This window comes from Bacillus sp. ISL-41 (genome assembly GCF_018613235.1).
In the GTDB taxonomy this organism is placed as follows: domain Bacteria; phylum Bacillota; class Bacilli; order Bacillales; family Cytobacillaceae; genus Mesobacillus.
Genome location: NZ_JAGGQP010000017.1, coordinates 39262 through 50640 on the forward strand (window position 1 = coordinate 39262; position 11379 = coordinate 50640).

17 protein-coding genes are annotated in these 11379 nt (G+C 37.0%); 12 read left to right on the plus strand and 5 right to left on the minus strand.

The features are described from left to right. The first annotated feature begins 6 nt into the window (after positions 1 to 6). The 7 genes from J7I80_RS08270 (at position 7) to J7I80_RS08300 (ending at position 5727) form a co-directional block, all read left to right on the plus strand. Entirely contained in the window at positions 7 to 891 is an 885-nt protein-coding gene (locus tag J7I80_RS08270) for a glycosyltransferase family 2 protein (protein WP_214737411.1), read from the plus strand. Positions 892 to 1046: 155 nt separating this feature from the next. Beyond that, positions 1047 to 1301 (plus strand): hypothetical protein, encoded by a 255-nt coding sequence (locus tag J7I80_RS08275; RefSeq protein WP_214737413.1) that lies wholly within the window; start codon positions 1047 to 1049, stop codon positions 1299 to 1301. Positions 1302 to 1391: 90 nt separating this feature from the next. Continuing rightward, on the plus strand, positions 1392 to 2171 hold the full coding sequence (locus tag J7I80_RS08280) for a hypothetical protein (RefSeq protein WP_214737415.1): 780 nt from the start codon (positions 1392 to 1394) through the stop codon (positions 2169 to 2171). Further along, positions 2168 to 2443: a PqqD family protein gene (locus J7I80_RS08285; protein WP_214737417.1), complete on the plus strand. Its 276-nt coding sequence runs from the start codon at positions 2168 to 2170 to the stop codon at positions 2441 to 2443. The genes J7I80_RS08280 and J7I80_RS08285 overlap by 4 nt, the downstream gene beginning before the upstream one ends. Next, positions 2433 to 2909, plus strand: coding sequence for a S24/S26 family peptidase (locus J7I80_RS08290; RefSeq protein WP_214737419.1), 477 nt, complete (start codon positions 2433 to 2435; stop codon positions 2907 to 2909). The genes J7I80_RS08285 and J7I80_RS08290 overlap by 11 nt, the downstream gene beginning before the upstream one ends. Positions 2910 to 2911: 2 nt before the next feature. Further along, the gene (locus tag J7I80_RS08295; protein WP_214737440.1) at positions 2912 to 4711 is read left to right on the plus strand and encodes an ABC transporter ATP-binding protein; all 1800 of its coding nucleotides are present in this window, start codon (positions 2912 to 2914) and stop codon (positions 4709 to 4711) included. Between the two features lie 23 nt (positions 4712 to 4734). Further along, positions 4735 to 5727, plus strand: coding sequence for a nucleotidyltransferase domain-containing protein (locus tag J7I80_RS08300; protein WP_214737442.1), 993 nt, complete (start codon positions 4735 to 4737; stop codon positions 5725 to 5727). 5 nt (positions 5728 to 5732) lie between these two features. On the opposite strand, the gene J7I80_RS08305 is transcribed toward J7I80_RS08300, so the two are convergent. The 3 genes from J7I80_RS08305 to J7I80_RS08315 all read right to left on the minus strand — a co-directional run bounded on the left by J7I80_RS08305 (position 5733) and on the right by J7I80_RS08315 (position 8192). Further along, entirely contained in the window at positions 5733 to 6173 is a 441-nt protein-coding gene (locus J7I80_RS08305; protein ID WP_214737444.1) for a VanZ family protein, read from the minus strand. Positions 6174 to 6348: 175 nt separating this feature from the next. Next, a complete protein-coding gene (locus J7I80_RS08310; protein ID WP_214737446.1) occupies positions 6349 to 7278 on the minus strand; it encodes an LCP family protein in 930 nt (309 codons plus the stop codon). 158 nt (positions 7279 to 7436) lie between these two features. After that, positions 7437 to 8192 (minus strand): DUF3891 family protein, encoded by a 756-nt coding sequence (locus tag J7I80_RS08315; protein WP_214737448.1) that lies wholly within the window; start codon positions 8190 to 8192, stop codon positions 7437 to 7439. 118 nt (positions 8193 to 8310) lie between these two features. Here J7I80_RS08315 and J7I80_RS08320 point away from each other — a divergent pair, with 118 nt between their 5' ends. Next, complete coding sequence (locus J7I80_RS08320) at positions 8311 to 8619, plus strand: DUF3817 domain-containing protein (protein WP_214737450.1); 309 nt, start codon at positions 8311 to 8313, stop codon at positions 8617 to 8619. Then, positions 8620 to 8886 (plus strand): DUF1450 domain-containing protein, encoded by a 267-nt coding sequence (locus J7I80_RS08325; RefSeq protein ID WP_214737453.1) that lies wholly within the window; start codon positions 8620 to 8622, stop codon positions 8884 to 8886. It begins immediately after the preceding gene. A gap of 29 nt (positions 8887 to 8915) precedes the next feature. Here the strand turns inward: J7I80_RS08325 and J7I80_RS08330 are convergent, their stop codons facing one another. Next, positions 8916 to 9101, minus strand: a complete 186-nt coding sequence (locus tag J7I80_RS08330) for a hypothetical protein (protein WP_214737455.1) — start codon at positions 9099 to 9101, stop codon at positions 8916 to 8918. Between the two features lie 18 nt (positions 9102 to 9119). Next, positions 9120 to 9275 carry a hypothetical protein gene (locus tag J7I80_RS08335; protein ID WP_214737457.1) on the minus strand — a complete coding sequence of 52 codons (156 nt, stop codon included), beginning with the start codon at positions 9273 to 9275 and terminating at the stop codon, positions 9120 to 9122. Between the two features lie 108 nt (positions 9276 to 9383). Between J7I80_RS08335 and J7I80_RS08340 the strand changes: the two genes are divergently transcribed. From J7I80_RS08340 to J7I80_RS08350, 3 genes are all read left to right on the plus strand, one after another. Beyond that, positions 9384 to 9731: a hypothetical protein gene (locus J7I80_RS08340; protein WP_214737460.1), complete on the plus strand. Its 348-nt coding sequence runs from the start codon at positions 9384 to 9386 to the stop codon at positions 9729 to 9731. A 205-nt stretch (positions 9732 to 9936) separates the two neighbouring features. Beyond that, the gene (locus J7I80_RS08345) at positions 9937 to 10449 is read left to right on the plus strand and encodes a cell wall hydrolase (protein WP_214737463.1); all 513 of its coding nucleotides are present in this window, start codon (positions 9937 to 9939) and stop codon (positions 10447 to 10449) included. A gap of 150 nt (positions 10450 to 10599) precedes the next feature. Further along, positions 10600 to 11379 carry an SGNH/GDSL hydrolase family protein gene (locus tag J7I80_RS08350; RefSeq protein WP_214737465.1) on the plus strand — a complete coding sequence of 260 codons (780 nt, stop codon included), beginning with the start codon at positions 10600 to 10602 and terminating at the stop codon, positions 11377 to 11379.

Consider the following 11379-nt stretch of genomic DNA (forward strand, 5'->3'; position numbering starts at 1 on the left):
TTTCTTTTGCCACAATTAACTGTATTTACACCGACATATAATAGAGCTTACATCCTCCATAAATGTTATGAGAGTCTTAAAAGGCAGTCGAGTCAGGACTTTATATGGTTAATCATAGACGATGGCTCTACTGACAACACTGAGGATTTAGTGAGGAACTGGATAGCAGAAGGTGCCATATCAATCCGTTATATCAGACAGGAAAACCAAGGGATGCACGGCGCACACAATACCGCGTATAACTTGATCGATACAGAATTGAATGTTTGTATAGATAGCGATGATTATTTACCGGATGATGCAGTTGAAAAAATTAATACTTTCTGGACAGAAAATGGCAGCAAAAATGTTGGGGGTATAGTTGGACTTGATATAGATAATAGGGGCGAAATTATCGGTACAGAGCTTCCATCTTACCTAAAAACATCAACTTTATTTAACTTATACCATAAACATGGAGTAAAAGGGGACAAAAAGCTTGTCTATAGATCGGAATTAACAAAGAAATACCCATATCCAATCTATCATAATGAAAAACTGGTTCCCTTATCATATAAGTATTTCATGCTCGATCAGGAATACAGCATACTATTAATGAATGAGGCTCTTTGTTGTGTTGAGTATCTTCCTGATGGATCATCCAGGAATATCCTGCCCCAATATATAAATAGTCCCAATGGTTTCAGATTCTATCGGATGGAAATGATGAAGTTATCGAATACATCACTGCTTTTTAAATTTAAGCAGGCGGTACATTATGTATCTTCCAGCATATTCGCAGAAAGGAAAGTAGTCCTGAAACATTCACCTTTGAAACTTCTCACATTTCTGGCAGTCCCTTTTGGTATCGCACTAAATAAATACATTAGGATGAAGTTGGCAGTGAAATAAAGGGATATTTGTCGAATGAATGTTCTTTTTAAAGAACTATATATCCTTTATAATTTAATGAGACAGTAAAAACTAATATGTAAATAGTGAATTTTAAAATTTTTTAGTTGGAATGTTCACTATAATGAACGGTAGTGAGCGAAGGAGGTGAATAAATGCTAGCTGAAACGATTTATACTAAACCAATCATTTTAAGTCATCAACAAATCCGGTTTGAAACAAGACAGAGCTGGAATCCTGGTGAGGGAAATGATCCGGATGCAAACGGTAATAATGGAATTAATTTTCCTGTTGACAACAATCCTAATCCCCAGCCTTGTGGAGCGGGAACTGGAAACGGAAACGGTAATGGAAATGGGAATGGGAACAGCGGTGGAGTTGGCCAGTGTAATCCTAATGTAAATCCTTAGTTATTTTTAGTTAATGGGAAAGGGAAGCATTAAGCATATTGTTTTTACTTCCCTTTCAATCATTTAGTAAATTCCTTTAGGAGCCTAACTATGAACCAAATACAAACAAAAATTGGCGACCATTATATTAAATTGATATCGGAAACTGAAATAATTCATACCTATATTAATTCAAGATTCAAGAATATAGAAGGATATTTCAAGGAAGACCTTACAATCCAAATTACAGATGGTTATGGAGTACCATTTAGGGACTATAACGTAGAAATCGACAGATCTGCAAATGTAATTACTTATCAAAGGGCAGATTATCTTATTGAGGTAGACTTAGAGTTCAATAGTGCTAAACTATCAGTCTTTGATGATTTAGCCTTAAAGCATGCTTTAACAAATTTATATAGTGCTTTTGTAGTCCATCATAATTGGGGCCTTTTAATTCATTCCTCATGTGTTATTGATAACGGAAGTGCACAAATATTTGCCGGGTACTCTGGTGCGGGTAAATCGACTGCAGCTAAACTTTCATACCCTAGGACTCTATTATCGGATGAAGCGACCCTGGTGAAAATCGCATCTGATGGTATAAAAGTATTCAATTCTCCATTTCGAAGTGAGCTGGAAGCTGGCGAATTTGATGGAAACGTGGACTTAAAAGGAGTTCAAATACTTTTACAGTCTCTTAGCAATAATAGAATTAAACTCGCAAAGTCTGATGCTCTGCTTCAAATAATGGATAAAATTTTCTTTTGGCCAACAGATCAAAGAGAAATTAATACAATAGTAAGGTTGTTAACTGTGTTGGTGAATAAGGTTCCTGTATATCACCTTCACTTTCAAAAAAATAATACTTTCTGGGAGTTAATAAAATGACCGCTCAATATATTCAAAAACGAAATTATGAAGCAACAGAATTAGATGATGAATGGATTATTTTAGATCCCGATCGATTAACCGTAACTAAATTGAACCAGGTTGGCGGCTATTGTTGGTCATTATTAAAAGAACCTCAGACTTCCATATCCCTTACCAGAAAGGTGATGCAGGATTTCTCAAGCAATTTACATGAGGGGTTAGTAATAAGCGATATAGAAGATTTTTTATTTAACCTTCAAAGGTGTGGACTGATTAAAAATGTTGATTGATGAAGCCATTTTCCGTTTGCTCTTAAGAACCATCCAAAAGGAAGGATGGCTTGAACTGCCTGCAACAGGAAATAGTATGTTTCCATATATACAAAAAGGAGATAAGTGCAGGTTTGTCCCTTGCGATCCATCTGCCCTTAATAAGGGTGATGTAGTTTTGTTTCTATCTTCAAGTAACCAATTAATAGCCCATCGGTTTGTGAAAAGAACAGAAAGTCAACATATCCATAATAAGTTCGTATTTAAAGGAGACACCAACCTTGGTTTTGATCAGCCAGTTGAAAATTGCAGGCTTATTGGAAAGTTAACATATGTGAAAAAAAAACATGTCACATTTACTTCGGATGATGTGATGGCGCGAATATGGGCATACCTTATTCTAGCATTTCCGATTATTTCTTCTTTTCTGAGGAGATATCTTAATGGCAAAACAAATAATAACTTGAAGATTGATGGAGTGTCCTAATCATGAGGGAGCAATTAAATTCCTTAATAAAACAGTATTTTAGTATGAAAGATATTAAAAGAGCATTAAGATTTGTATGGCCATTTATCTTAAAACGGTGGAAGGCTTATTTGTTCATTCTTCTTTTATTAGGACTGGATATATATTTAACGATTTCTTTTGCTAGATATTTTGGTAATCTTACAGACTCTGCTATTCGTGGTGGTTATCAGGAAATTTTGTCATTAGTACCTTATGGAGCAATTCTTATTTTAATAAGCATCTTTTCGAACGTAGCCTATACCTTTTGCAATTTAAGTGCTACTAATGGTGTGAAAATGGATATTAAAAATCATTTTTTTCATCATGTTTTAAGACTCCCTGCAGGAGTAACATCGAATTATCGTTCAGGTGAATTAATGTCCCATTTTTCTAATGATATAAATGGTGTTGATGGGGTTATTGGCAGCAGTTTAATAAGTCTTATTAGATTGCCAATTATTTATATAACGGTTTTTATTTATTTGGCACAGATTAATTTCTTACTTTGCTTAGTCAGCCTCGTTATCGCACCACTTTCTGCCCTTTCTGGAGTAGTATTTGGATTATTGCTTCGGAAAAATGGAAGATTAATTCACCAGCTAGTAGGTAATATTAATAGTCATTTGAGCGAGACTTTTCACGGCTTAATGGTCATTCGTTCCTTTACGCTAGAAAAATTGCAATATATTAAGTACTTTAATCAAAATAGTGAGTTGTATAAATTAGAGATAGGGAATGCAAAACTTCAAAGCTGGTATCGTACCGGGGAGCAAATTATAGGATCGGTAACTTTTATTATCAATTTATCGATTGGTGCCCTTTTTGTCGCAAATGGGGAATTGACTGTCGGTGCATTGTTAACTTTCTTGAATCTTGTAAACCATTTATTCTACCCAATCACTGGATTAGGGAATGTATGGGCTGGATTTCAACGTTCTGTAGCTGCATTAGAAAGAATTTTAGATGTAATGGATAAGCAGGTCAGCACTGTCGAATTGCCAACCTTTTCACCAAATAATATGGAGGAAGGAGCAATACAGTTTAATAATGTAATGTTTGGTTATGAAGAAAATCAGCAAGTATTTAAAAACTTTAGTTTAGAAATCCCTGCGGGGAAAGTCATTGCATTAGTTGGACCGAGTGGAGCTGGCAAAAGTACGTTATTCAATTTAATGCAGGGGTTTTACCAACCTCAATCAGGAGAAATTGTCATGGGTGGGAAATCCCTAAAAGATTTTTCTTCTTCAGAATTAAGGAGTTCGATTGCGCTTGTTCCCCAAGAAACCTTTCTTTTTTCTGGTACAATGCGTGAAAATCTTTTACTCGCTCGTCCTGAGGTCTCAGAAAAGGAAATGGTTCAGGCAGCAATCAAGGCAGAGATTCATGATTTTATTATTAGCTTACCAAATGGGTATGAAACTGAAATCGGCGAAAACGGAATGAAGCTTTCAGGAGGACAGAAGCAGCGGGTTGCGATCGCCCGTGCAATTTTAAAGGATGCACCAATCTTGTTACTGGATGAAGCAACATCTGCTTTGGATGGAGAAACGGAGTTTTACGTAAAAGAGTCATTAGATGAATTAATGAAAGGCCGGACCACAATGATTATTGCCCATCGTTTATCTACTATAGAGCACGCAGATCTGATTTTGGTCATGGAAAAAGGGAAGGTTATACAGCAAGGAACTCATAGCGAGCTAATAAAACAGGAAGGTTTATATAAACACTTGCACAATAGGTCCTTTATAAACAAAAATTATAAGTCATTATCTTTAGCTTAGGAATAAATGAGGAGGGAGGAAAGATGAGCTTAGATTTTGTAGGTATTCTATATAATGAAGGAATGGAATTGCCTAAAGAAGAAGAATATTATGATAGAGCGATTCTGGAAATTGATAAGGAAAAAATTGCTCCTCAAGTATATTCCTTGTTAAAGCGGCAAGGAAACCTGAACCTTACTCCAGTCTCTTTTCAACAAAAGTTAAAGCAAAAATATGAAAAGGGACTTTATCAAAACCTTATTATTAAAAGTCAATTTGATTGTATTTTAGAGAGATTGGATGAACAGGCCATAGATGTCATTCCGCTTAAAGGTGTTTTTATGGCAGAGAAGTATTTCGGCCATACGGGAGCTAGACCAACAGGTGATATAGATATATTAATCAGACACAGAGATATAGAAAAAACAATTGAAATAGTTAAATCTTTAGGATTTATTTTAGAACTTGAAGTTATTCCAGATCATTTTCATTGCAGCTTTGGTAAGGTCCTTCCCTATTCAGAAATACCATTAACAGTTGAGATTCATTGGAACCTTGTTAAGGAGAATACTTCTGATTTTACTATTGAGGATATTTGGAAAGATACAAAACCTATAGGGGATTTTAAGCATGTCAAAGAGATGGCTCCTCTACATACTTTCTATATGGTTTGTCTACATGGCTGGAGGCACAATTTAGATTCAGCAAAGTATTTTATTGATATACTCCAGATTCTGCATTTTTACCACAATCATATTAACTATGATGAATTAATAAAACTTGCAGAGAATCATCAAACTAAAAAAAGAATAATCAGGACACTATCAATTGTCTATAAACAATTTTCCTATTTGGATAGTTTTAAAATACTTTCTTATAAAAGAGCAATGCCTTTCTGGAGGTATAAGCAAGGTAAAGGGTTAAAACTATATCTAGACTTTCTTGATTACCAGTTATTAAGCTATGATAAATTTAGTCATGTTTGGATGGAATTTACTCAATGGGTATCATCAAACAAAACGAAATCAAACGGATGATTATATTACTTTTTCTTTAGCTTTATAATAAAGTATGCTGTCCAGATTCCACATATATCTATAATAAAATCGTAAAAACGCCCATCTCTCCCAAAATAGAGTTGCATAAATTCAGTTATAAAAGCAAAAAAAATAGAAACAATTAGGGCACGTGTGTTATTTCTTAATAAATGAAAAACCAGTAGATTCATGATTAAGAATCCAAGATAATGCCCAAATTTAACTAGGATAAAAAATGGGTGGACCGAAGTTATATCGTTTAAAAAAAAGGATAGGTAATTGGGAGATGCATTCATATTAAAAGAGACTTCGCCGAAATGAAATAAAAATTCCAGGCTGTTCGTCCATGTTTGGATTAATAATATTAATCCCCAAGCTAAAACCAGTACAATTTTAATAACAATATGAGAATGAGTTTCTACGGATTTGATTTTATTATTTTGCATTTTTGCTCTCCATCTTCTTTTCTTCTTTAAATCAAATCTATTAGATAACCTGTAAAAATGTTGTAGAAAGTTTTTGTCGATTTAAATTTTTACAATAAAAGTAAAAAAGGAAGCCAGCAAGGCTCCCTTTTTGAATTGATTTTGTTGTCTTGCTTTTGCAAGCGGTTATACAATACTAGTTTTCTTCTTTTAAAAACTTATCCAAAGCATACTTATTCTCCTCCAAATCCACCTCCAAAACTTCACCAATCCCTTCATAACTTTCATTCTGAAAGCTGCCGTCTTCAGGAAGGCGGAGGGTTTGTATGTCCCCGGTTTCATTGGTGAGTATGTCCTTTCCGATAGTCAGGAGTGTGGATGTGTCGATATTGGTATCGACGTATGTACTTAATAGGTCTAACAGTTCTGGCAGTTTGGCTACACTGTTAAGGGATACGGCTTCTTCTTTTAATTTTGATACGACTTCCTGCTGTCTTTGGACTCGTCCGAAATCGCTTAGTCGGTCCTGGCGGAAGCGGACGTAGCCTAGTAGTTCTTCGCCATTCAGTTGTTGGGTTCCTTCCTCCAATGTCATTCCGATTCCTTCGGACATTTCGTATGGGATTTCTACTTCAATTCCATCGGGAACTAGGAGGTCGACTGCTTTTACAAATCCTTTAAAGTCGACAATTGCATAATGGTGAATGTCCAGACCTAAATTCATTTTGATCGTTTCCCTTAGTAATTCAGGGCCTCCAAAGGAATAGGCGGCATTCAATTTTTGCTGTCCGTGTTCTGGGATATTTACATACATATCGCGCATAAGGGAGATCAGTTTTACCTTGTGCGTTTGTGGGTTGTAATGGGCGACCATGATTGAATCTGTTCGCGCGCCTTCTTCTCCGCGTGAGTCGCTGCCCAGTAGCAGAACATTCACTTCCTCAGTCGTGTTCTGCTCTCCTTGAAACGAATCTGCTTCAGCTTTTTGAAACGGTTGATTAATTGCTTGATAAGTTCCTTCTATGTACTGAAATATGGTAAAAAGACCAACCATGAAGATTCCAAGGAGCAGCAGGGCTCCGAAAACTCTTCCCCACCTAACTCTTTTACCTCTCTTTTTTGTCATTTTTACACCACCTGGGCTGAACTTTCCTTTTACCAGAAGTGGTCATTATCCCATAACTTCATTTCAGCTTTTTTTAAATGAGGTTACAGTTGTTTGAAATTCTCTTTACAATGTTGAAAAATTCATAGAAAAACCGCACAGGAAGTTATTCTGTACGGTTAAAGGAATGTTACTTCTCTATATAAAATTGGGCTGTTTCGATAAGCTGCAGCCAACCCTATTTCTTTAATCTGATCCTTTTCAACTGCTTTATAAGGGAGTGTGACACGAAGTTCTTTTTTAAAGGGGGAAATCGACAGGGACACGGTTTCCTGGTCTAACCATTTTGCATTAATCGGTTTTTCATCTGCAAATGAAAATCTCTGCGGAAAGCCATTTTGGTAAAAATAGTGTTCCTTCTCCTTTGGTGTTCCAGGATCATTCAGGCAAATATACAATGACAGGTTATCGCAGAATTTCAATAGATTTAAATGGAAGGAGAGGGTCTTGTCATTAGCAATCCCTATTTCCTTCAGCAACTTCTCCTGTCTTTGTTTTTCCGCGATCCAGAAATTCTTTCCGATCGTGCTTGTTGCATCCTTTAGGAATGATCCGTAGTGAAGGCTGCAAAGGAGGCCGGCGTATGGGTCCATTTGGACAATCTCGTCGATTCCTTCTTTATAAAAGGCAAGCTTTGGACTGCCAGGGTAATCCATAAAGGAGTAGGGCTGCTGCGTATGTTCATTCCATAAAGGTTCTTTATCGGGCTCGATCCAGCAGCGATCATGTTCCCGCACGGCGAGGACTACCGAGTCTTTCTTGTCTATTCCGAAAAAATAATCATCTCTCCAAAATTGTGCAGCATCCCGGGATATAAGGGCATGATCATGCTGGGCCACCATCACAAATTCATGTTCTCGTTCATGGATTATCATTTTATATCACCCCTCTATACCTAGCATATTTTAATAGGTGGTTATATGCTAGAATTTAGTATTTCTAGTCATTGATAAAAAATGTTATAATTTCTTGGTTAGGAAGTAGGTGTTAAGTATGCAAAATACGGCTATTAGTCGTTTTCGTATGATGGGTTTGCTTGAGGGTGGATCATTGCTGGTGCTTGTGTTTATCGCGATGCCGCTTAAGTATTGGGCTGGTTTTCCAGAGGCTGTTCGGTTCGTAGGTTCTTTGCACGGTTTTTTATTTGTTTTTTATGTGCTGATGATTATATATACGACATTTACGGTCAGATGGTCGCTTTTATGGGCTGTTAGTGCGTTTGCAGTTGCGTTCATTCCTTTTGGCAATATCGTTTTGGATCGCTTTTTACAGAGGACTTATCCAGTAAAGGGAGTTTCGTAAATGAATGTAATCCAGAAACTTTTTTCCAAACAAAAGAAAGCAAAGATTGAATTCTGCCAGCGGAATTTGGAGCAGTTTTTACCGGAAGAGAACTTTGGCGCCTATAATGAATTCTTAAGCCGCAAGAATGTAGAGCATAAAGAATTCGAATGCCAGAGCAGATGCAAGGAATGCCGTCTGTCTCCGTATGCTATGGTCAACGGTGATTTTGTAACCGCAAAGGATTCAACCGAACTGCTTAAGAAAATGGCTGAATATATAGATTAAAAAAGCATCGAAGTCGATGCTTTTTTATATTACTGACCGTCAGATGGTCCATTTCCGCCTGGGAAAATGAAAGACTTGTCATGCAAGGCTTGATCTTGTTCGATTCGATGGTTTTCAGAATCGAGTTTCGGGTCACCGGTTCCTTTTTTTCTATCCATATAAAAAGCAAGTGGAACCAAAACAATTAACGGGGAAAACAATGCTAACCAAAGCATGTTCATTTCTCCTTTCGTCTATAACCAGTCAATGTACAGATTTAAGATAAAAATGACAATGACAACAAGAGCGATAATATTGATCCCTAAAGGGGAGCGGTCTTTTTTTGCTTTTTTACTGATTTTCTCTTGATACTTCTTTTGGATTCTTCTTGTTTGAAAATTGGATTTCATTAAGAATCACCCCACAAGTTCAGTTTAACATAAATATCCATTTGGGAATGGCGGAGTTTTAAAAATCCTTCTAGAAACATATTTGTTTTATAGAAGGAGTTGGTGCAAATGAATTTCGAAATGCAAAAAGCCAACCTGCTGGCGGAGAATATCAAGGGTTTTGTGGAGTTTGTGCAGAAATGTTATACCAACAAATCAGGGTTGATTCTGAATCTTGATAAGCTGTACCAGGTGAAGCTCTGGATGGAAGAGTATAAATTTAACCAGCTCGCTGAGGAACTCGCGAGAATCAACATGTTTGAGTGGGATGAAAAATACACTTTATTGCTGGTGGAGCGGTTTTGGAAAGGTCTGGTGATTATTGATGATTATGTTGAATATCATCATTCAGACTTGTTTATTCTGACAGCGAGAATCCACACACTTAAAAATTTGACTGCACTTTTCTCTGTATAAACGAAGGCCTCATCCTGATAATGATATTTTAAATTTGTAACAAAGTTTACGAATACACCTTATTACGTAATAATAAATACAGTTTTTACCCTTGTTGGTATGAAGTTTAAAATTCCCCCAGTGATTAACTAGTGTGGTATGATTGTAAACCTGTTAGCCTATTATAGGGCCTGTTCAGTCTAATAAACCCAACAGGAGGTTTACAATGAAAAAAATTCTTATGCTAGTTTCAATCCTTACATTAGTAATTGGTTCATATACAGTTTATGCCGAATCAACGAAAACGATCAAGCCGGCTGAGACTTTGACAGCCAAAAAGGTAGATGTTGATACGAAGGAATCCTCGGTCACAGATAAACGCTTCATCAAAGAAGAAGAAGTGAGACTGCTTGCCCGCCTGGTCCATGCGGAAGCAAAAGGTGAACCGTATGAAGGCAAGGTTGCAGTTGCCGAAGTCGTGCTGAACCGTGTGGAACACGAACAATTCCCGGATACGGTAAAAGAAGTCATTTATCAAAGAAATGCATTCCAGCCGGTCCAAAATGGTGCGATCAATAAACCGGCAGGTGAAGAGGCAATTAAGGCAGTTGAAGATGCCCTTGAAAATGAGAACAATATAAACTCTCTTTACTTCTATAATCCTGAGACAGCAACAAGCCAGTGGATTTTCACTAGGAATGTCGTTAAAAAAATCGGGAAGCATGCATTTGCTATCTAAAAGCGCGTACAGCATAAAAAGCTGCGCGCTTTTTTGCTTTTAATCGCCAAAATCCCATATCCAGCACATTCGCCACACTATTATCATTTTTATTCCGATCAAAATTATTATAAAATAAAGCTTACCAATTAGTGGAACGAGGGTGGTCAGGTGAAAAGGTATTCGCTTAGTTTAACACTGGTTTTTTCAATGCTTTCATTATTATTAATGCTCTTTGGTCTTGGATGGACAATCCAGAATCAATTTTTCAGCAATGGAGCGTCGGGAGCTATTGAGCAGACAAAGCCAGTAGAAGAAGATACGGAAAAAGACGGCAAGGTGGTTGTAGCCCTTGGGGATTCACTGACTCGCGGAACCGGGGATGATACAGGCAAAGGCTATATTGGCTACCTGGTTGATGAGCTTGAGGAAAAATCAAGGGAAAAGATCACAATACATAATTTCGGGGTTAAAGGATACCGTTCGAATCAGCTTTTGGATCAGCTGAAACAAGGAGAAATCCAAAGGACGATTCAAGACGCAGACTACATCCTCATAACGATTGGCGGCAATGATTTGTTCCAGAGCGGGCAGACGTTCTTGCAAATGGATGAGCAGCAAATCGCTCAGGCAAAGGAAAGTTATTTGAAAAGCCTTGAATCGATTTTAAAAGAGTTAAGGACTATGAATGACTCGGCTGTCATTTTTCATATTGGACTGTATAATCCGTTCATTGATTTGAATGATTCAGAGCTGACAACAAAGGTCGTCCGTGATTGGAATTACGATACAAATCAACTGCTTGACCAGAATGAAAAGGCCGTTTTTGTGCCGACGTTCGACTTATTTCAGCTGAGTGTAAACGATTATTTATACACAGATAAATTTCACCCGAATGCAGAAGGCTACAGGCTGATCGCAGAACGGGTCGCATCTTTGATTACATGGTAA